3 protein-coding genes are annotated in these 23511 nt (G+C 74.3%); 1 reads left to right on the top strand and 2 read right to left on the bottom strand.

All coding sequences use genetic code 11. The features are described from left to right. The first annotated feature begins 17 nt into the window (after positions 1 to 17). Positions 18 to 6206 carry an SDR family NAD(P)-dependent oxidoreductase gene (locus ABT001_RS33135; RefSeq protein ID WP_351285124.1) on the top strand — a complete coding sequence of 2063 codons (6189 nt, stop codon included), beginning with the start codon at positions 18 to 20 and terminating at the stop codon, positions 6204 to 6206. Positions 6207 to 6482: 276 nt separating this feature from the next. Here the strand turns inward: ABT001_RS33135 and ABT001_RS33130 are convergent, their stop codons facing one another. Both ABT001_RS33130 and ABT001_RS33125 read right to left on the bottom strand, forming a co-directional pair. Continuing rightward, entirely contained in the window at positions 6483 to 16925 is a 10443-nt protein-coding gene (locus ABT001_RS33130) for a type I polyketide synthase (protein ID WP_351285122.1), read from the bottom strand. 17 nt (positions 16926 to 16942) lie between these two features. Continuing rightward, positions 16943 to 23485, bottom strand: a complete 6543-nt coding sequence (locus ABT001_RS33125; protein WP_351285121.1) for a type I polyketide synthase — start codon at positions 23483 to 23485, stop codon at positions 16943 to 16945. Positions 23486 to 23511 lie beyond the last annotated feature (26 nt).

Raw genomic sequence — 23511 nt, 5'->3', positions numbered from 1 at the left:
AGTGAGGAGCCACCCGAATGTCTGAAGAGGACAAGCTGCGCGACTATCTGCGCCGCGCCGTCGCCGACGCCCACGGTTTCCGTCGGCAGCTCCAGGAAACCGAGGCGAAGGCCCGCGAGCCGATCGCCATCGTCGGGCTGGCCTGCCGGTTCCCAGGCGGTGTCACGAGCCCGGACGATCTGTGGCGCATGGTGTGCGACGGCGTGGACGGGCTCTCGCCCTTCCCCGCCGACCGTGGCTGGGACTCCGCCGAGGTCTACGGGGAGGACGCCCCAACTCGCACCGCGCACGGCGGGTTCCTCGACGCGCCGGGCGACTTCGACGCCGGATTCTTCAACATCTCCCCGCGCGAGGCCCAGGCCACCGATCCGCAGCAGCGGCTTCTGCTGGAAGTCTCGTGGGAGGCGCTGGAGCGGGCCGGCATCGATCCGCAGGCGCTGCGCGGCAGCCGCACCGGTGTGTTCTTCGGCGGCACGTCGCAGGAGTTCGGTGCTCTGCTCGCGGCGTCCGAGCACGCCCAGGACGGCCACATGTTGACCGGGACGTCGGCGAGCGTGCTGTCCGGCCGGGTGGCCTACGTGCTCGGGCTGGAGGGTCCGGCGCTCACCGTGGACACCGCGTGCTCGTCATCGCTGGTGACCCTGCACCTGGCTGCGGAATCCCTGCGCCGGGGTGAATCGAGCCTCGCGCTGGTCGGCGGGGTCACGGTGATGTCGACGCCCGCCCCGTTCGGCGAGTTCGCGCGGCAGGGCGGGCTGGCCGGCGACGGCCGCTGCAAGGCGTTCGCCGAGGCCGCCGACGGTACCGGCTGGGGCGAGGGCGTCGGGGTCGTCGTGGCGGAACGGCTGTCCGACGCCCAGCGGCTCGGGCACCCGGTGCTCGCCGTCCTGCGCGGCAGCGGGATCAACCAGGACGGTGCGTCCAACGGCCTGACCGCGCCCAACGGACAGTCCCAGCGTCGACTGATCCAGCAGGTGCTGGCGGCGAGCGAGCTGACCGGTGCGGACGTCGACCTCCTCGAGGGGCACGGCACCGGCACCACGCTCGGCGACCCGATCGAGGCACGGGCCATCCTCGCCACCTACGGCCGGGACCGCACCGAGCCGGTCCGGCTGGGGTCGGTGAAGTCCAACGTGGGCCATACCCAGTACGCGGCGGGCATCGCGGGGGTGCTCAAGGTGGTCATGGCCCTGCGCCACGGTGTGCTGCCGAAGACCCTGCACATCGACGAGCCGAGCCGGCACGTCGACTGGTCGTCCGGCGCGGTGCGGCTGCTGACCGAAACCGTCCCCTGGCCGGACGTCGACCGCCCGCGCCGCGCGGCGGTCTCGTCCTTCGGCGTGAGCGGCACCAACGCCCACGCCGTCTTCGAGCAGGCGCCCGCGGCGGAGGCCCCGGTGGCCACCCACCATGACGGGCCGCTGCCGTTCGTCCTGTCCGCCCGTACTGCTCCGGCGCTGCGCGAGCAGGCGAAGCGGCTCCGTTCGTGGGTGACCGACCGGGAGGTGCCGCTGGGCGAACTCGCACATTCCCTGCTGCACCACCGGTCGCGCTTCGAGGAGCGGGCTGTCGTCGTGGCCGCCGATGTGGCCGAGTTGGCCACGCGCCTCGATCGGCTGGCCGCCGACGCGCCCGATCCGTCCGTGGTGACCGGCCGGCGCCACGACGGCCGCGTGGTGTTCGTCTTCCCGGGCCAGGGTTCACAGTGGGCGGGCATGGCCCGCGCGCTGGCTGCGGACTCGCCGGTGTTCGCCGAGGCGCTCGGCGAATGCGCCCGGGCACTCGACCCACTGGTCGACTGGTCGCTGGCCGACGTGCTGGCCCGCGAGGCGGACGACCCTCTCCTGGCGCGGGTCGATGTCGTGCAGCCCTCGCTGTGGGCGGTCATGGTGTCGTTGGCGGCGTGGTGGCGCTCCTGCGGGGTGCGGCCCGCCGCGGTCGTCGGGCACTCCCAGGGCGAGGTGGCCGCGATGTGCGCGGCGGGCGGGCTTTCACTCGCCGACGGCGCGCTGATCATGGTCACGCGTGCGAAGCTGGTGCGGGCGAGGCTGTCCGGGGCCGGCGCGATGATCTCCGTCGCGGCCGACGCGGACACGGTCAAACTGCTGCTGGAACCGTGGGCGGGCCGACTCGGCATCGCCGGGCTCAACGGCCCGCGCAGCACGGTCGTCTCGGGTGACGCCGACGCGGCGGACGAGCTGCTCGTCCACTGTGCCGAGACGGATGTCCGGGCCCGGCGGATCGCGGTGGACTACGCGTCGCACTCCCCGCACGTCGAGGTTCTCGAGGCCGAGCTGCGCGAGCTGCTCGCCGGAATCAAACCGGTCACGTCCACGGTGCCGTTCTTCTCCACGGTCACCGGGGAACTGATGGACACCGCGCTGGCCGACGCCGCCTACTGGTACCGAAACCTGCGGGAGCCTGTGCGGTTCGCCGACGCCGTGCGGACGCTGCTGGCCGACGACCACCACACCTTCGTGGAGACGAGCCCGCACCCGGTGCTCACCTCGGCCGTGCACGAGACCGCGGACGTCACCGGGACCGACGTCTGCGCGGTCGGTACGCTGCGTCGCGGCGAAGGAGACCTGCGCCGGGCGCTGTTGTCCCTCGCAGAGGCGCACGTGACAGGCACGCCCACCGAATTCCCGGTGCCGGCGGGGCGGTTGACGGACCTGCCGACGTACCCGTTCCAGCACCAGCGCTTCTGGATCGACGCGCGGCCGGGCCCCGGTGACGTGCGCGCGGCCGGGCTCGACAGCGCAGATCACCCGCTGCTGGGCGCTTCGCTGGATCTCGCCGACGACGGCGGCCTGATCGCCACGGCCCGGCTTTCGGTCGTGGCGCAGCCTTGGCTGGCCGACCACGCCGTGTCCGGCCGGGTGCTGCTGCCCGGGACGGCCCTGCTCGAACTGGGCTGCTGGGCGGGCTGGCAGCTCGGCTGCGGCACCGTGCGGGAGCTGACCCTGCAGGCGCCGGTGCTTCTGCCCGAGAGCGGCGCGGTGCGACTGCAGCTCGCCGTCGGCGCGGCGGACGAGCGGGGCGAGCACACGATCACCGTGTCCTCGCGCCCGGACCCCGCCGGGGCGGGCGAGCCGTGGACGTCCCACGCGGTCGGCGTCCTCGCCCGCGACACGTCGCCCGCGCCCTCGGCGACGGTGCCCTGGCCGCCCGCGGACGCGGAGCCGATCGACGTCGGCGGGCTGTACGAGCGGCTGCGCACGGGCGGACTCGAGTACGGGCCGGCGTTCCAGGGGCTGCGCCAGGCGTGGCGGCACGGCGACGACGTGCTCGCCGAGATCGTCCTCGGCGCCCGGTCCGACGCCCGCTACGCGGTGCATCCCGCGCTGTTGGACGGCGCGTTGCACGGCCTCGCTCTCCTCGACGGGCACGGCGACGCGGCGGTGCCGTTCGAGTTCACCGACGTCCGGGTGCACTCCGCGGGCGCGCAGACCCTCCGGGTCCGGCTGAGCCGCGGCGCGAACGGCTCGGCCCGGCTGATCGCCGAGGACGACTCGGGCACCCCGGTCCTCGGCATCGGCGGGGTGACTTTGCGCCCGGCGTCCGACCTGCCTGGCCCGGACCGCGTCTTCCAGCCGGACTGGGTCCCGGCCACCGCCGTGGTGCCCGTGCCCGACGACGCCGTGGTGGCGTTCGCACCGGAGCCCGGCGGCGACCCGGTGGCGGACGCGCACCACGCGGCGCAGTGGGCGTTGCGGCAGGTGCAGACGTGGCTCGAGGACCCGGGCAGCCGCACGCTGATCGTCGTCACACGGTCCGCGACCGCGGTGACCACGGGCGAGCCGGTCGACCCCGCGCACACCACCGTCGCCGGGCTGATCCGCAGCGCGCAGGCCGAGAACCCCGGCGGCATCGTGCTCGTCGACACCGACGACACCGACGTCCCGCTCCTGCTGGCCGACGGCGAGCCGGAGGTCGCGGTGCGGGCGGGGCGCGCCCATGTGCGCCGGCTGCACCGCTTCACCGGGCCGTCCCTGCCCGTCCCGGAGGGCGGCGGCTGGCGGCTGGACACCACCGCGCGCGGCACGCTGGGCAACCTCTCAGCGGTCTCCGCGCCCGGTGCCACCCGTGAGTTGGCCGAGGGCGAGATCCGGATCGCGGTGCGCGCGGCCGGGCTGAACTTCCGCGACGTGCTCATCGCGCTGGACATGTACCCCGGCGCGGCGAACCTGGGGAGCGAAGGCGCGGGCGTCGTCGTGGAGACCGGCCCGGGCGTGACCACGCTCGCGCCCGGGGACGCGGTGATGGGCATGTTCGACGGCGCGTTCGGGCCGGTCGCGGTGGCCGACCACCGGCAGGTCGTGCGCATCCCGCGCGGGTGGTCGTTCGAGCGTGCCGCAGCGGTGCCGATCGTGTTCCTCACCGCGTACTACAGCCTGGTGGACCTGGCCGGCCTGCGCGCCGGGGAGAAGGTGCTGGTGCACGCGGCCGCGGGCGGGGTCGGCGGCGCCGCCGTCCAGCTCGCCCGGCACCTCGGCGCGGAGGTCTTCGGTACGGCGAGCCCGGCCAAGCATCCCCACCTGGCGGAGGCCGGGCTCGGCCCGGCGCACATCGCGCACTCGCGGACGGCGGACTTCGAGTCGGCGTTCGCGCCCGGCGTCGACGTCGTGCTCAACTCCCTGACCGGTGACCTGCTGGACGCGTCGCTGCGGCTGCTGCCCGGCGGCGGCCGGTTCGTCGAGATGGGCAAGGCCGACCCGCGCGACGCCGCCGAGGTCGCGGCCGCTCACCCGGGTGTGGCGTACCAGCGGTTCGACCTGGCCGAGGTGGGCGGGGACCGGATCGCGGAGATGCTGGCCACGCTGGTGGAGCTGTTCGAGTCCGGCGCGCTGACGCCGCCTCCGGTCACGGTCCGGGACGTGCGCGAGGCGCCGGAGGCGTTCCGTGTGCTCAGCCAGGCCGGGGTGGTGGGCAAGATCGTGCTGCGCATGGACCACACGTTCGCCGACGACGAGACGGTCCTGCTCACCGGCGGCACCGGCACCCTGGCCACGCTGCTGGCCCGGCATCTGATCACCGGTTCCGGGCTGCGCCACGTGACGCTGCTGAGCCGCCGCGGCGGCCCGGTGCCCGAGGAGCTGGCCGGGCTGCCGGGCAACGTCACGGTGCTGGCGTGCGACGTCTCCGACGAGCGGGCGCTCGGCGCGGCCATCGACGACATCACGAGCAGGCACCGGCTCGTGGGCGTCGTCCACGCGGCGGGCGTCCTGGACGACGGCATCGTAGAGGCCCAGGACCCGGACCGGCTGACGGCCGTGCTGAAGCCCAAGGTGGACGGTGCGTGGCACCTGCACCGCTTGACCGACCACCTCGACCTACGGCTGTTCGTGCTGTTCTCCTCAGCGGCGGCGACGTTCGGCAACCCCGGGCAGGGCAGCTACGCGGCGGCCAACGCGTACCTGGACGGTCTGGCCCAGCACCGGCACGCGCGCGGACTGCCCGCGACATCGCTGGCGTGGGGGCTGTGGCAGGAGCGCAGCGCGATGACGACCTCGGTCTCGGGGCCCGGCCTGGCCACGGACGAAGCGCTGGCGTCGTTCGACCGGTCGTGGCGAGCGGCGCGACCGGTGCTCGTCCCGGCCAGGCTCGACCTGAGCCGCAGGGGCGAGGTCGTACCACTCCTGCGTGACCTGGTGCGTGCGCCACGGCGGCGGGTGGCGGTACCGGCTGTCCCGGGGGATTCCCAGGACGACCGGCTGGCGGCGCTGCCCGCGGCGGAGCGCCGGGAGCACCTGGTCGCGCTGGTGCGCGCGCAGGTGGCGGCGGTGCTCGGACACGACAGCGCCGACCAGATCGCCCTGGACCGCTCGTTCCGTGAGCTGGGGTTCGACTCGTTGACGGCGGTGGAGCTGCGCAACCGCCTCGGCGCGGCCACCAAGCTCCGGTTGCCGGCGACGCTGGCGTTCGACTACCCGACCCCGACGGCCCTGGCCGAGTTCCTGGCGGCCGAGCTGGTCCCGGCGGACGCGGTGGCCCGCCCGGCGGACCCGGACGAAGAGGTCCGCGAGCTGCTGCGAACGATCCCGGTGGCCCGCCTCCGGGCGGCCGGGCTGCTTGACGCGCTGGTCGAGCTGGGCCGGTCGGTCACCGGCCGGGCCGAGGAACCGGCGGCCCCGGGGGCGGACATCTCCAGCATGAACGCCGCCGACCTGATCCGTATGGCCATGTCCGCGGGGGAACAGCCGTAGGCACGGCATCCGGGACGACCGGAGCGGACGCCCCCTACCGGTGGCGCCCGCTCCGGTGACGGACCCACGAGTGGCACCGCGGGCCCACACCTTCCGGCGCGGCGGTACCGCTGATCATGCTCGTCCCCCGTACCGCGGGGCCCAGGGACTGTCTGTCCGGCGGGGGCCCAGAACCAGCTCCCGCGTCCGACCGCTCGGGCGGGTGATCCGGGCTGCGGCCCGAACGAGACCGGCCCGGCCCCCTGGGGCCGGGCCGGTCTCACGTCACCACTTCTGCTACTGCTTCAGCAACCACGCGTGGACCGCCGACGCCGTCTCGTCCGCGTGCTGCTCGATCATGCTGTAGTGGTGGCCCGGGACGTCCAGCGTTTCGAGCGGGATCGGCCACTGCGTCTGCCACTCCTCCGCCGGCGGTGCCTGCTCCCCCGGTTCCAGGCCGAAGCATTCGCTCGCCCGGACCAGGAGTGTCGGCGCGGCCAGCTCCTCTGGCTGCCACGTCTCGAACATCGAGAAGTACGCCGCCATCGCCGTCAGGCGGACGCCGCTCATCCGGCCGAAATCCTTCTCCAGCTCCAGCGACCGCTGCTCCATCACCGGCATGATGTAGGCCGTCTGCGGGGTGCCGCTGAGGTAGGTGTCCAGCAGGACCACCGCGGCCGGGCCGTGGCCCATCTCCTCCAGGCGGCGCGCCACCGCGTGGGCCACCGAACCGCCCGATGAGCGGCCCGCCAGCACGAACGGCTCGCCGCCCGCGTGCTCGACGATCCGTGCCGCCAGGTAGCCGGTGAGCGCGTCCACGTCCACGGCGACGCGCTCCCCGCCGACGAAGCCCGGCACCATCAGCGACCACATGTCGCGTTGCCCGCGCAGCGCGCCCACCAGGCTCATGAACTCCTGGTCGGTCGACCACACCGACGTCGACGGGATGCCGATGATCGGCGGGTACGCCGAACCGGACGTCAGCCGCACCGGGACCGGGCCGGGCACGTCCTCCTCGGCCGCCGTGAAGACCGGGCGCAGGTCCGCCGATATCTTCAGCAGCTTCGCCGCGACGTCGTACCGGCCCGTCTCGCACGCCTCGCGGTAGAGCACCTCCACGCTGTCGGCCACGGCCGTCTCCCGCGCGGGTCCGGGCGTCTCCGACTTCGCGTCGCCGAGGTCCGCCTCCAGCGCCGCCACCAGGGCACCGACCGTCGGGTGGTCGAACACCACCGTCGGCGCCAGCCGCAGGCCGGTGGCTTCGGCGAGCCTGTTGCGCAGTTCGACCGACGTCAGGGAGTCGAAGCCGAGTTCGGGGAAGGTCCGGGGGCCGATCTCTTCGACGCCGTCGTGGCCGAGCACCCGCGCGACCTCCGCGCGCACCAGCGTCGCCAACGCCTCCCGGCGCTCCTCGTGCGGCAGTTCGCGCAGTTCGGTACGTGCCTTGGCCGGCCGGGGCTTCGCCCGCGCCGGCGCACGCAGCACCGACGGTGCCCGGTCGCCCGCACCGGTGGTGTCGAGCCGGATCGGGACCAGCATCGGCTCGGCCCCCGCGCACGCGCTGTCGAACGCCGCCAGCCCGCGCGCCGCGTCGAAGGGCAGAAGACCGCTCTGGCGCATCCGTCCGCGGTCCTGCTCGCCGAGCGCGGCGGCCATGCCCGATTCGACGTCCCACCAGCCCCACGCCAGCGACAGTCCCCGTCGCCCCTCCGCCCGACGCCGGGACGCCAGCGCGTCCAGGAAGGCGTTGGCCGCCGCGTAGTTGCCCTGCCCGGCGCTGCCGAGCACACCAGCCGCCGAGGAGAACAACACGAACGCGGAGAGGTCGAGGTCCGCCGTCAGCTCGTGCAGCGCCCACGCCGCGTCGATCTTCGGCCGCAGCACCTCGGCGAGTTGGTCGTCCTTCATCGTCGCGACCAGACCGTCGCGTGTCACGCCCGCGGTGTGCACGATCGCGCCGAGCGGTGCCGCCGGGTCGATCGAAGCCAGCAGGTCCGCCAGCGCCGTACGGTCGGCGACGTCGCAGGCCACGACCCGTGCCCGGGCGCCGAGCGCGGTCAGCTCGTCGATCAGCTCGTCGATGCCGGGTGCGGCCGGTCCGCGGCGTCCGGCCAGCAGCAGGTGCCGCACACCGTGCCACTGGACGAGGTGCCGGGCGAGCAGGCCGGACAACGCGCCGCCCGCGCCGGTCAGCAGGACCGTACGGGCCGCGTCGAACTCCGCCGCCGGACCGTCGGTCACCCGGCCGAGACGGGCCAGTCGCGGCGCGTGCGCGACACCGTTGCGCAACGCGAGCTGTGGTTCGGCCGAGCCGAGCGCCGTGGGCAGCGCGGCGAACGACGCCTCGCTGCCGTCGATGTCCACCAGGGACACCAGGCCGGGGTTCTCGTTCTGGGCCGAGCGGACGAGCCCCCACACCGGTGCGGCCGTCAGATCGGGCACGTCCTCGTACCCGACCGCGACCGCCCCTGCGGTCACCACCACCAGCCGTGTGGATACGCCCTCGTCGATGCGCCGTCGGAGGAGGTCCAGCATGCGGCGGGTGGCCGCGTGCGCGCCCTCCGCCACCGGCCCGGGTCCCCCGGCGCAGCTGACCACCAGGACCTCCACGGTGGCGTCACCGGTGGTGGTGACGTCCGGTCCGCCGTCCCGCAGCCGGTCGCCGAGCCGCCAGGGATCATCGCCGGCGATCGCCACACGCGCCGGTGCCGGGCCGGCGACAGCGGCGACCGGCCAGTCCACGCGGTACAGCGGCTGGGTGGTCCGGGTGGGCGCCGGGGCGCGCAGCACCACCGAGTCGACGGACAGGACGAGGTCGCCGTCGCCGTCGGTCAGTACGAGGGAAGCGCCGTCGCGGCCGACCGGGCTGATCCGCGCCCGCAGGTATGTCGCGTCGGTACGGTGCAGCCGGACGCCGGTCCATACGAACGGCAGCCCGGCGGGTACCGCCTCGCGGTCGGGTTCGCCGCCGCCGAGCAGGCCGAGCCCGAGCGGTTGCAGGGCCGCGTCGAAAACGGCCGGGTGCACGCCGAACCCTTCACCGCCCAGCTGGTCGCCGAGGTCGACCTCCGCGAAGAGGTCGCCCTTGCGCCGCCACAGCCGGCGCAGGCCCTGGAAACTCGGGCCGTAGTCGACGCCGCCCGTGGCGATGTCCGCGTAGAACGTGTCGAGGGCGATCTCCTCGGCGTCCCGGGGCGGCCACGACTCGGCTCCGGTGCTCGCCGCGCCGTCCTGCGCGACGCCCAGGGTGCCCGAGGCGTGGAGCGTCCAGGAGTCGCCTGCCGCGCGGCAGCGGACGGTGACCGCCCGCTGCCCGCGCTCGTCCGGGGCGGCCACGGCGACCTGCACGTCCACCGCCGACGCGAGCACCAGCGGGGTCGGCAGGGTCAGGTCGAGGACGGTGTCGCACTCGGTGTGCAGCGCTGCCAGCAGGGCCAGTTCGACGAAGGCCGTCCCGGGCAGCAGCGGTGTCTGCGCCAACACGTGCTCGGCCAGCCACGGTTGCGCGACGGGGTCGAGGCGGCCGGTGAGCACGACCGCGCCGTCGTCCGCGAGCGAGAGTGACGCCGGGAGCAGCGGGTGCGCCACGGCGGCCATGCCGGGCGGCGTGGCCGCCGACACCGGCGCGTCGAGCCAGTAGTGCTGGTGCTGGAAGGCGTAGGTGGGCAGCGCGACCCGGCGGCGGCCCGGCAGCACGGCTGCCCAGTCGACGTCGTGCCCGCGCAGCCACAGGCGCCCGAGGGTTTCCCGTACGTCGGCGACCTCGGTCTCCGGCCCGCGCACGGCGGCGAGGCCGTGGTCGGCCATCGTGCTCAGCACCGGGGCCGGGCCGATCTCCAGCCACGAGCCCGGGCCCTCGGAGACGGCGTCGGCGAACCGGACCGTGCCGGTCACCTGTGCCACCCAGTAGTCCGGGTCGGTGGCATCCGTCCGGCCGCCGCCGGTGGCGATCAGCGGGATCTCGGGTTCCCGGTAGGTCACCGACTCGACGACCGCGCGGAACCGCTCCAGCATCGGTGTCATCAACGGCGAGTGGAACGCGTGCGAGACCCGCAGCCGCCGCACCCATACGCCCCGCTCCCGCAAGGCGTCCACGGCGGCGGAGACCGGCTCGGCCGCCCCGGACAGCACGATCGAGCGAGCGCCGTTGACCGCCGCCACGGCGACCTCGTCCCCGAGAAGATCGGCGACATCGGCCTCGCTCATGCCGACCGTCCACATGACGCCGCCGGCGGGCAGGGCCTGCATCAGCCCGGCCCGGGCCACCACGACCCGGGCAGCGTCCGGCACCGACCACAGGCCGGCCACGCACGCGGCGGCCAGCTCACCGATCGAGTGGCCCACGACGGCCTCGGGCCGCACGCCCCAGGACATCAGGAGCCGCGCGAGAGAGAGCTCGAACGCGAACAGCAGCAGTTGGGCGAGCCCGGTCTGATCGGTGTCACCCGTCGGCGAAGCCGGTCCGCCTTCGAGGCCCTGGGCGACCTCGACCAGACCCCAGGCGTCGAGCACCGAGGGCGGCCACTGGGCCACGACCTCGTCCCACGCCTCGGCGAAGGCGGGGTACTCCTCGTACAGCTCGGCGCCCATCCCGAGCCGCTGAGCGCCCTGGCCGGCGAACAGCCAGCCCAGACCGCCCTCGACCGCGCTTTCGACGGTGGCCGACCGGTCGTCCGCGCGTACGACGGCGCCGTGCTCCAGGCGTGCCCGCGACGACACCAGCGACCAGGCGACGTCGGCCGGCACCAGTTCGGGGTGCGCGTCGAGAAACTCCGTGAGCCGCTCGACCTGGGCCTGCACCGCGGCCGGGCTGCGGCCGGAGACGACCAGCGGCACCGGCCCGGCCGTCTCTCCGGCGGCCGTGGGGACCGGAGGCTCCTGCGGCGCTTCGAGGATCACGTGCGCGTTGGTGCCGCTCATCCCGAAGGACGACACGCCCGCCCGGCGCACCCGGCCGGTCTCTGGCCATCGCCGTTGTTCCGCGACGACTTCCACGGCTCCGGCGGACCACTCCACCTGCGAGGTCGGCTGCCCGGCGTGCAGCGTCGCCGGAACGACGCCTTCGCGCAGCGCCAGCACCATCTTGATCACCCCGGCCACCCCGGCCGCGTACTGGGTGTGGCCGATGTTGGACTTCACCGAGCCCAGGTAGGCGGCGATCTCCCGGTCCTGACCGTAGGTCGCCAGCAGCGCCTGGGCCTCGATCGGGTCGCCCAGCGCGGTGCCGGTGCCGTGCCCCTCGATGACGTCCACATCGGACGGTGCGAGACCGGCCGTCGCCAGCGCGGCCTGGATCACCCGCTGCTGGGACGGGCCGTTCGGCGCGGTGAGGCCGTTGGAGGCCCCGTCCTGGTTGATCGCCGAGCCGCGCACCACGGCGAGCACGTCGTGGCCGTTGCGCCGGGCATCCGAAAGCCGTTCCACGACGACGATTCCCACGCCTTCGCCCCAGCCGGTGCCGTCGGCCCCTTCGGCGTAGGACTTGCAACGCCCGTCCCCGGCGAGGCCGCCCTGCCGGGAGAACTCGGCGAAGACGCCGGGCGTCGACATGACCGTGACACCCCCGGCCAGTGCCAGGTCGCATTCGCCGTTGCGCAGTGACTGCGCCGCCAGGTGCAGGGACACCAGGGACGACGAGCACGCCGTGTCGATGGTGACCGCGGGCCCTTCGAGACCGAGGACGTACGAAACGCGTCCCGAGAGCACGCTGCCCGACGTGCCGGTGAGCGCGTAACCGGCACCGAGTGCCGCCGCCGAGTTCATGGTGAGCGCGCTGTACTCCTGGGTCGTACCGCCGACGAAGACGCCGGTGCGGCTGCCCCGCAGCGATGTCGGGTCCACGCCGGTCCGCTCGAGCGCCTCCCATGAGGATTCCAGGAGCACGCGCTGCTGGGGGTCCATCGCCATCGCCTCGCGCGGTGACACCTCGAAGAACCCGGCGTCGAAGAGCCCGGCGTCATGGAGGAACGCACCGCGTTCGGTGTAGGTGAGCCCGTTCTGACCGGTCATCGCCTCCCAGCCGCGGTCGGCCGGGAAGCCCGTCATCTCGTCTCGGCCTTCGGCCACCAACCGCCACAGGTCGTCCGGTTCGGTGACCCCACCGGGGAACCGGCACGCCATGCCGACGATGACGATCGGGTCGGTGGTGTCGGCGACCGGCGCGGTGACCGGCACCGAGTCGGCCCGGACGCCGCCGAGGCGGGTGTCCAGCTCGGCGGCCAGCTCCCGCACGGTGGGGTGGTCGAACAGCAGCGTCGCGGGCAGACGCAGACCGGACGCGGTCTGCAGCCGGTTGCGCAGCTCCATCGCGATCAGCGAGTCGACGCCCATGTCCTTGAACGCCTTGGTGAGGCCGACGTCGCGCGGCGAGCCGATCCGCAGCACGGCGGCGGCCTCGGCGCGGACGAGGTCGGCCAGGTGCTCGCGGCGCTTGACCGCGTCGAGCCCGGCGAGCCCGTCCCGCAGCGAAGTCTCGGTCGCGGGTTCGGCGTCGCCGTCGAGGGCCCGCACGGCTTCGGGGATGTCCGCGATCAGCGGGCGGCGGCGGGACATCGCGTAGCTGGGCGCGAAGCGGTCCCAGTCCAGGTCGGCGACGGCCAGCAGGGTCTCGTCCCGCTCGACGGCCAGGCGCAGCGCGGTGATCGCCGGTTCCGGGGCCATCATGCCGAAGCCGATACGGCCCAGCACGTCCGCGGTGTCCCCGGTGGACATGCCGCCGCCCTGCCAGGCGCCCCAGGCGATCGCGGTCGCGGGCAGACCCCGCGCGCGGCGTTCCGCGGCGAGCCCGTGGAGGAACCCGTTGGCGGACGCGTAGGCGCTGCTGCCTGCGCTGCCCCACATGGCCGCGCCGGAGGAGAACAGGACGAAGGCGTCCAGTTCCAGTCCGGCGGTCAGCTCGTCCAGGTGCCGGGCCCCTGCGACCTTGCCCCCGGCGACCTCGGCGAGGTCGGCGACGGTGGTTTCAGCCAGTTCGCGGTAGCCGAGGGTGGTCCCGGCGGTGTGCAGGACGGCGGTCAGCGGCCGGTCCTCGGGGATGCGGGCCAGCACCGCGGCGAGGGCGTCCCGGTCGGCGACGTCGCAGGCTTCGACGGTGACCGGCACGCCCAGTCCGGCGACCAGTTCGGCGACACCGGGCGCCCGATCGCCCCGGCGGCTGGTGAGCACGAGGTGCTCGGCGCCCTGGACGGCGGCCCAGCGGGCGAGGTGCGCGCCGATGCCTCCGGTACCACCGGTGATGAGCACCGTGCCGCGCGGCTGCCAGGTTCCGGACGGCGGGGCGAGCGACAGCGGCGCGTGTACGAGCCGCCGGGCGAAGACGCCGTCGGCCCGCAGCGCGATCTGGTCCTCGTCCGAGGTGAGCGCGGTGACGAGGCCCTGCCCGTCCCAGTCGGCGGGCAGGTCGACGATGCCGCCCCAGGTGTCCGGCCGTTCCAGGCCCGCGACCTGTGCGAGCGCCCATGCCTGGGCCGCTTCGCCCGCTTCGGTGGCTCTGCGGGTGAGCAGCCAGAGCGTCGCGTCGAGTCCGGCGTCGGCGAGTGCCTGCGCGGTCAGCAGGACGCCGGTGGCCGACCGGGGCACCTCGTCGTGGTCCGCCTCGGGGCCCTCGCGCAACGCCAGCAGGGAGAGCACGCCGGTGACGTCGCCGAAGCGGGACAGCTCGGCCGCGAGCGACGCGCGGTCGGCGGAGCCGGGCACGGTCAAGGTGGTCAGGTCCGTGCCGGCCAGCGCGTCGAGCACGGCCGTGCCATAGGGGTTCTCCGGGTCCTCGGGGAGCAGCACCAGCCAGCGGCCGTCGAGCACGGCTCCGGGCGCGGCCGGGACCGGCCGCCACTGCACGCGGTAGCTCCACCCGTCGATCTCCGACAGCTCGCGGCCCCGCCGCCGCCACGCGGCGAGCGCTGGCACCAGTTCGTCGAGCGCGCCCTCGGCGGGCAGGCTCAGCTCGGCGGCGAGCCCTGCCACGTCGGCGTTCTCCACCTTCTGCCAGAACGCGCCGGCTAGTGGGTCCTCGGCGACCTGCGGGGGCTCGGGCGTCAGCCAGAACGTCTGGTGGTCGAAGGCGTAGGTGGGCAGCGGAATGCGCCGGGCACCGTCGAACACTTCGGCCCACCGCACGGGTACCCCGGCGGCGAACGCTTCGGCCAGAGACCGGAAGTAGCGGTCGAGGCCGCCTTCGTCACGGCGCAGCGAGCCGACGGCGACGACGGGGCGATCGGCCGCGTCGCCCACCTCCCGCAGTGGCATGGCCAGTACGGGGTGTGGGCTGACTTCGACGAACGCGGAGAACCCGCGCGTCATCATCAGCTCGGTGGTGGCCGCGAACTCGACGGGCCTGCGCAGGTTGCGGAACCAGTACTCGGCGTCCGCGCCGGCCGTGTCGAACCGGTCGGCGGTCACGGTGGAGTAGAACGCGATGTCCGCGGTGGAGGGCTTGATGTCGCGCAGGCCGTCGAGGATGGGGCCGCGCATGACGTCGACCTGGGCGCTGTGGGAGGCGTAGCCGGTGGGGACCATCCGGGCCCGGATGCCGTCGGCGACACAGGCGGCGACGAACTCCTCGACCGCGGCGGACCCGCCGGCCACCACCGTCGCGGCCGGGCCGTTGCGCGCGCCGATGGAAAGCTGCCCGGCCCACGGCCGCATCCGGCGCTCGGCCTCCTCGTGCCCCAGCGCGACCGCCGCCAGGTTGCCGCGGCCGATCAAGCGCTCACCGACGATCGCGCTCCTCAACGTCACGATGAGCGCGCCGTCCTCGAGGGACAGCGCCCCGGCGACGACGGCGGCGGCGACCTCACCCTGCGAGTGACCGACGACCGCGCCCGGCTCGACGCCGTAGGAGCGCCACAGCTCGGCGAGCGACACCGCGACCGCCCACGACACCGGCTGCAGCACGTCGACGCGGTCGAACGCGCCGCGCTCCACGACTTCGCGCAGCGACCAGTCGACGTGCGGGGACAGTGCTTCTTCGCAGCGGCTCATCCATGCGGCGAACACCGGTGAGCTGTCCCACAGCTCACGGCCCATTCCGGCCCACTGGGCGCCCTGGCCGGAGAAGACGAACGCGACCTTCGGCTTGCCCGCCGCGGCCGTGACGACGCGGGGGTCCGGCCGGCCGGAGGCCACCGCGTGGAGCCCTGCGAGCAGGTCGTCCCGGCCCGCGCCGACGATGACGGCGCGGTGTTCGAGCGCGGCCCGCGAGGTGGCCAGGGAGAACCCGACGTCGGCGAGGTCGATGTCCGGCTCGGCGGCGAGGTGCGCGGCCAGCCGCCGGGCCTGCCCCGCGAGCGCCTTCTCCGACGCGCCCGAGAGCACGAGCGGCACGATGCCGGGCGTCGGCCGGGGCCCCGGTTCCGGTTCGGCCTCCTCCGGGGCCTGCTCGATGATCACGTGCGCGTTGGTGCCGCTGATGCCGAAAGAGGAGACGGCGGCCCGCCGGGGGCGGCCGTGGCCCGGCCAGGGCCGGGCCTCGGTGAGCAGCCGCACGTTGCCGGCCGACCAGTCGACCTTCGGGGTGGGCTCGCCGACGTTCAGCGTCTTGGGCAGCACCGCGTTCCGGATCGCGTGGACGACCTTGATCACCCCGGCGACGCCGGAGACGACCTGGGTGTGGCCGATGTTGGTCTTGAGCGAGCCCAGCCAGGCCGACTCGGCACGGTTCTGACCATAGGTCGCCAGCAGCGCCTGCGCCTCGATCGGGTCGCCCAGCGGGGTGCCGGTGCCGTGCGCCTCGACGAGGTCCACATCGGAGGGGCGCAGGCCGGCGTTGGCCAGTGCGGCGCGGATCACCGCTTCCTGGGCCGGGCCGTGCGGGGCGGACAGGCCGTTGGACGCGCCGTCCTGGTTGATGGCGCTGCCGCGCAGCACGGCCAGCACCGGATGCCCGTTGCGCGTGGCGTCGGAGAGTCGTTCGACGAGCAGGACGCCGACCCCCTCGCCCCAGCCGATTCCGTCCGCTCCGGCGGAGAACGCCTTGCTGCGGCCGTCGACGGCGAGCCCGTGCTGACGCGAAAGGGTGACGAACGCCGCGGGCGTGGCGAGGATGCCGGTGCCGGCGGCCAGGGCCATGCTGCAGTCGCCCTGCCGCAGCGCCTGCGCGGCCAGGTGCAGGGCCACCAGTGACGAGGAGCACGCGGTGTCCACGGTGACCGCGGGCCCGGCGAGACCGAGGGTGTAGGACACCCGGCCGGACAGCACGCTGCCGGAGCCGCCGGTCAGCGCGTAGCCCTGGTCGCGCGGGGAGTTCATCAGCAGCGTGGTGTGTTCGATGGCGTTGCCGCCGACGAACACGCCGGTGCTGGTCCCGCGCAGTGAGAGCGGGTCGATGCCGGCGTTCTCCACCGCCTCCCAGGAGGTTTCGAGCAGCAACCGCTGCTGCGGGTCCATCGACATGGCTTCGCGCGGCGAGATACCGAACGGCGCGGGGTCGAAGTCGCCGGCGTCGGTCAGGAAGGCACCCTGGTCCGTGTAGGTCTTGCCGGGCGCGTCCGGGTCGGGGTCGTGGAGCGAGGCGAGGTCCCAGCCGCGGTCGCGCGGGAATCCGCCGATCGCGTCGACGCCGTCGGCGACGAGCTGCCACAGCTTCTCCGGGGTGTCGGCTCCACCGGGGAAGCGCGCTCCCATCCCGATGATCGCCAGCGGTTCGGTCGCCCGGGCCTTCTCCTCCTGGAGGCGGGTGCGCGTCTGCTGCAGCTCGGCGGTCACCCGGCGCAGGTACGTGCGGATCTTGTCTTCCTCGGTCATGGTGTGGTCACTCCGCCTCACGAGACGCCGAGGTCCCGGTCGATGATGTCGAACAGCTCGTCGTCGGTGGTCGAGTCGAATTCGGTGGCCGTGATGCCGCCCGCCCCGGTCACCACGGCGAGCAGCTCGCGGAGCCGGTCGCCGATCGGCCCGCCTTCGGCGGCGTCGAGCAGCGGCAGTGCGCGTTCGATCCGGTCCAGTTCTCGGGCGACGCCCTCGGCATCGGTCAACTCCCCCGGTTCCAGGCCCGGTTCGGGGGCGAGAGCCCCTTCGATGTGGTCGGCGAGTTCGGCCGCGGTCGGGAAGTCGAACACGAGCGTTGCCCGCAGCCGCAGACCGGTCGCCGTGTTGAGCCGGTTGCGGAGCTCCATCGAGGTCAGCGAGTCGAACCCCAGCTCCTGGAACGGCCGGTCGTCGGTCATCGTGTCCGGGCCGCTGTGGCCGAGCACCGCCGCGACTTCCCCGCGCACGATGTCCAGCACGGCCGCGGCGCGTTCGAACCCGGTGAGGCCGACCAGCCGCTCCCGCAGATCGGTGGCGGCCGCTGCGGGCTCGTCCCCGGCGTCGGCGTCCAGCGCCGCCCTCGCTTCGGGGATGTCCTCGATCAGCGGCCGGCGCCGCGCCATCGCGTAGCTGGGCGCGAAGCGGGCCCAGTCGATGTCGGCGACGGTGAGCATCGTCTCCTCCCGCTCGACGGCCTGCCGCAGGACGGTCAGGGCCGAGGCGGGGTCCATCGGCCGTACGCCGAGCCGGGCCAGCCGCTCCCCCATCTCCGCGTGGTCGGCCAGCATGCCGCCGGAGCCCCAGGCGCCCCACGACACCGAGACGGCCGGCAGGCCACGCCCACGGCGATCGGCAGCGAGCGCGTCCAGGGCGGCGTTCGCGGCCGCGTAGGCGGCGTTGCCCGCGCTGCCCCAGACCGCCGCGCCCGAGGAGAACAGGACGAACGCGTCCAGGTCGCACCCGGCGGTCAGCGCGTCGAGATGGCGGGCGCCGAGCACCTTCCCTCGGGCGGCGTGGGCGATCTCGGCGACGTCCAGCTCGCGCACCTCGCGGTAGTCGCCGACGCCGGCGGCGTGCAGTACGGCGGTCAGCGGGTGTGCGGCCGGGATCTCCGCGAGCACAGCGGCCAGGGCGTCCCGGTCGGCGACGTCGCAGCCGGCGAAGCCGACCTCGACGCCTCCGGCCCGCAGTTCGTCCCGGAGCGCTTCCGCGCCGGGGGCCTCCGCGCCGCGTCGGCTGACCAGGAGCACGTGTGACGCGCCCTGGTCGGTGACCCAGCGGGCGAGGTGGCCTCCGATGCCTCCGGTGCCGCCGGTGATGAGCACCGTGCCGCGTGGCTTCCAGGGCCGGGTGACCGGCCCTTCGGGGGCCCGGACGAGGCGGCGGGCCAGCGGACCGGTTGCCGTGAGGCGTAGCTGGTCCTCGTCGGAGGTCAGCGCGGCGGCGAGGTCGGTGCCGGTCCAGCCGGGCGCGAGGTCGATCAGACCGCCCCAGCTCGCCGGTTCTTCAAGGCCGGCGATCTGGGCCACGGCCCGCACCTGGGCCTGGTCCGCGCGGACGTCGACCTCGGTGGTCAGCAGCCGGCGCGGGGCCGTCACCCCCGCTTCGGTCAGGGCGCGCAGCAGCCGTGCGGTGCCGGCGAGCCCGGCGGTCAGCTCGGGGTGCTCCGGGTGCGGGGTGCTGTCGAGGCCGAGGGAGGAGACGATGCCGTCGAGGTCCCCGACGGCGGCGAGTTCGTTCCGCAGCCACGCCGGGTCGGCGTCGGCGGGTACCGCGAACGGGATGACCTCGACCCCTGCGGCGGTGAGCGCGGCGCGGACCTCTGCGGCGACGTCGCCGGCCGGTTCGACGCTCAGCCAGCGGCCGGTGAGCGCCCGGCCGGGACCCGGCGCTACCGGTTTCCACGTCAGCCGGTAGCGCCAGGTGCCGAGCCGCGACTCCTGGCGCCAGCGGGCCAACGCGGGCACGAGGTCGGAGAAGCGGGCGTCCGCGTCGACGTTCAGCTGGGTGGTGAGCGTGGCGAGGTCGGCGTCCTGGACGGCTGACCAGAAGGCGTCGTCGCGCGGGTCTCCGCCGACGGCGACCGGCGCGTGGGCCGGGAGCCAGTAGCGCGTGTGCTGGAAGGCGTAGGTGGGCAACGGTGTGCGGCGGCCCCGCGGCAGGACTTCGGCCCAGTCGACCGGGACTCCCTGGACGTATGCCTCCGCGAAGGAGGTGAGGAGCCGGTCGAGGCCTCCGTCGTCGCGGCGCAGGGTGCCGACGGTGGCGACGTCCGCGGCGACGGCGTCGGCGGTCTCCCGCACGGCCATCGCCAGCACGGGGTGGCTGCTCATCTCGGCGAACACGGTGAAGCCGTCGTTGAGCAGTCGCTCGGTCACGGGGGCGAAGAGGACCGGCGACCGCAGGTTGCGGTACCAGTAGTCGGCGCCCAGCTCGGTGGTGTCGAGGAGGCCGGAGGTCAGGGTCGAGTGGAAGGGTACGGCCGAGGCGGTCGGTGCGAGCCCGGCGAGCTGCTCGACCAGCGGCCCGGCGAGCGCTTCGACGTAGGCGGAGTGCGAGGCGTAGTCGACGGGGATACGGCGCGCCCGGATACCGTCGGCCTCGCAGGCGAGCAGCAGCTCGTCGAGGGCCTCGGGCGGTCCGGCGACGACGCACAGCTCGGGACTGTTCACGGCCGCGATCGAGAGGCCGCCGTCCAGCCGCCGCAGCAGGTCCGACTCGCCCAGGGAGACCGAGGCGAGTCCGCCGCGCCCGGAGAGGTGCGAGCCGATCAGCTTGCTGCGCACGCTCACCACGCGCGCACCCTCGTCGAGCGAGAGCGCACCGGCCACGACAGCGGCGGCGATCTCGCCCTGCGAGTGCCCGAGCACGGCGTCGGGCTCGACTCCGGCGGCCCGCCACACCTGGGCGAGCGATACCATCACGGCCCACGAGGCGGGCTGTACGACATCGACGTCGGTCCAGTCACCCCGGTCGACGGCCTCGCGCAACGACCAGCCGACGTGGGGGGCAAGCGCGGTTTCGCACCGTTCCATCCAGTCGGCGAAGACCTCGGAGGTCTCCCACAGTTCGCGGCCCATGCCCGCCCATTGGGCGCCTTGGCCGGGGAAGACAAAGGCGACCCGGCCCCGACCGGCCTTCCCGCCGCGTACGATGCCCGGCCGTGGCTGCCCGTCGGCGACCGCGCGCAGCCCGGCGACGAGGTCGTCCCGGTCCTCCGCGACGACGACGGCCCGGTGCGGGAGTGCGGCGCGGGTGGTGACGAGGGAGTGCGCGAGGTCGGTGAGGTCGGGGGCGGCGCTGTCGAGGTGCGCGGCGAGCGCCGCTGCCTGCCCGCAGAGCGCGGCGGGGGTGTGCCCGGAAAACACGAACGCCAACGGCTTGCCCGCTTCCGTCGCCGGTTGTCCGGCACCGGCATTCTGCCTGGGCGCGACGACGTCCTCGGTGGCGGGTGCCTGTTCCAGGATCAGGTGCGCGTTCGTACCGCTCATGCCGAAGCCCGAGACGCCCGCGCGGCGGGGGCGGCCCGTCACCGGCCAGGGGCGGGGCGCTGTCAGCAGTTCCACCGCACCGGCGGTCCAGTCGACCTTCGGGCTCGGCTCCGCCGCGTGCAGCGTGGCCGGCAGTTCGCCGTGGCGCAATGCCTGCACCATCTTGATCACCGACGCGACGCCCGCCGCGTGCTGGGAGTGGCCGATGTTGGACTTGACCGACCCGAGGTAGACCGGTTCCACACGGTCCTGGCCGTAGGTCGCCAGCACCGCCTGCGCCTCGATCGGGTCGCCCAGCGCTGTGCCCGTGCCGTGCGCCTCCACCACGTCCACGTCGGACGGTCGCAGGCCGGCGTCGGCCAGTGCCGCGCCGATGACACGCTGCTGCGCCGGGCCGCTGGGGGCGGTCAGACCGTTGGACGCACCGTCGGAGTTGATCGCGGAGCCGGTCAGCACGGCCAGTACGTCGTGGCCGTGGCGCTGTGCGTCGGAGAGCCGTTCGACGACGAGCATGCCGACGCCCTCGGCCCAGCCGGTGCCGTCCGCGTCGGCCCCGAACGCCTTGCACCGCCCGTCCACCGCGACAGCGCCCTGGCGGCCGAACTCGGCGAAGGTGCCCGGGGTGACCATGACCGTCACCCCGCCGGCCACCGCGAGATCGCATTCGCCGCCGCGCAGCGCCCTCGCCGCGAGGTGCAGGGCCACCAACGACGACGAACACGCGGTGTCCACGGTGACCGCCGGGCCTTCGACGCCGAGTACGTAGGAGATGCGCCCGGACATGACGCTCGACGACGCGCCGGTCGCGGTGTAGCCGCTCGTGGCCTCCGGGGAGTTCACGAGCAGCGTGGCGTATTCCTGCACCGAGCCGCCGATGAACACGCCGGTGCTGCTGCCCCGCAGCGACGACGGGTCGACGCCGGCGGACTCGAACGCCTCCCACGCCGATTCCAGCAGCAGCCGCTGCTGCGGGTCCGTCGCCAGCGCCTCGCGCGGGGAGATGCCGAAGAACTCCGCGTCGAACCCCGCCGCGTCGGTGAGGAAGCCGCCCGCGGCGACGTCCGTGTCCGGCCACGCGTGCCAGCCTCGGTCGGCCGGGACCGGGCCGACGGCGTCACGGCCTTCGCGCACGAGGTCCCACAGGTCGTCCGGGCCGGTGATGTCGCCCGGGTACCGGCAGGCCATGCCGACGATCGCGATCGGGTCGGCCGTCGCCGTCCCCACCCGCTCGGCCCGGTCGGCGTCCCGGCCGAACAGTTCGGCGGCCAGGTGATCCGCGAGCGCGGTCGGGTCCGGGTGGTCGAAGACGAGCGTGGCGGGCAGGGCGAGGCCGGTCGCGCCGACGAGTACGCCTCGGAGTTCGACGGCCGTCAGCGAGTCGAACCCGATCGACTGGAACGGCTTGTCGAGCGGTACGTCGCGCGGCGAGCCGAGCCGCAGCACGCCGGCGACCGCACCGAGCACGAGGTCGGTCAGCCGGTCCCGGCGCCGCGCGGGCGTCAGCGGGGCCAGCTCGCGGCGCAGTTCGGCGGCGGTGCCGTCTCCGGCGGGCTCGGGCGCGGCGAGGGCGGCTTCGGGGATGTCCTCGATCAGCGGCCTACGGCGGGCGACCGCGTAGTTGACGGCGAACCGGGCCCAGTCCATGTCCGCCACGGTCAGGTTCGTCTCGTCGTCCGCGATCGCCTGCCGCATCGCCGCGAGCGCCAGCTGCGGGTCCATCAGGCGCAGGCCGCGGCGGCTGAGCGTCCCGGCGTCGATGTCGGCGCTCATGCCCACGTCCCAGCCGCCCCAAGCGAGGGAGGTGGCGGGCAGTCCGCGTGTCCGGCGGTCCACCGCTAGGGCGTCCAGGTACGCGTTGCCGACCGCGTACGCGCCTTGGGACGCGCCGCCCCAGGTCGCCGCGCCGGAGGAGAACAACACGAACGCGTCGAGATCGAGGCCCGCGGTCAGCTCGTCCAGCCAGCGGGCTCCCAGCTCCTTGGCCCGGACGACGTCGGCGAGTTCGTCCGCCGTCAGCTCGGCGAGAGACCGGTAGCTCGCCACCCCCGCCGCGTGCACCACGGCCCGCAGGTCGCCGGCCACCTCGGCAACGATCTCCGCCAGGGCGTCACGGTCGGACACATCGCACGCCACCACGGACACCGGCACCGGCAGCTCAGCCAGCCCGTCCGCGTCCCCGCTGCGGCTCAGCAGCACCAGTCGCTCGGCGCCGTTGTCCGCCAGCCACCGGGCGAGGTGACGGCCGATGCCGCCGGTGCCACCCGTGACCAGCACCGTGCCGCGCGGCGACCAGGTCCGGGCCGAGGCGGCGGGCGCGCGGAGGAGTCGCCGGGTCAGAACGCCTTCTCGGCGGACGGCGATTTGGTCCTCCCCGGACGACAGGGCGCCGAGGAGGGCCGGGACGTCCCAGCCGGGGCCGAGGTCGATCAGCCCTCCCCAGCTCGCGGGCCACTCCAGGCCCGCGACCTGCCCGAGTCCCCACAGCCGCGCCTGGCCGAGCGAAATCCCTTCGTCCGGTGCGGTCGACACGCCCCCGCCGGTCACCGCCCAGAACGGCGGGGCGTCCGCGCCCATCGACGCCTGCAGAGCCGTGAGCGCCTCCGGCACGTCGGTCAGCAGGGAGAGCACGCCGGTGACATCCGTACGCGCGCTCAGCACAGCCGGATCCGCAGGCCATTCGACCACGTCGACCGAGCCGTGTTCGGCCAGCGCGTCGACCAGGCCGACGACCGACGGCTCACCGTCGGCCGGGACCACGCACAGCCAGTTTCCGGTGAGCAGCGCGGTGCGATCGATCTCAAGGGGCTTCCAGGAGACGCGATAGCGCCAGGAGTCCAGACGACGGCGTTCGCCGCGTCCGCGCCACCAGCGGTTGAGGGCGGGGACCACGTCGACGAGGTCGTCGGTGCCGAGGGCCAGTTCCCCGGCGAGCCCGTCCACGTCGGACTTCTCGACCAGCGACCAGAACGCGTCGCCGCCCGGGGTACGTTCGACCGGGGTGAGCCAGTAGTTCTGGTGTTGGAAGGCGTAGGTCGGCAGGTCCACCCGGTTTCGTCCGGGCAGCACGGCCTTCCAGTCGACATCGTGACCGC

The sequence above is a fragment of the Streptomyces sp. NPDC002793 genome (assembly GCF_040295485.1).
Lineage (GTDB): Bacteria > Actinomycetota > Actinomycetes > Streptomycetales > Streptomycetaceae > Streptomyces.
Note: the sequence above shows the minus strand (reverse complement) of the source record. Positions and strands in the feature narration are given on the sequence as shown.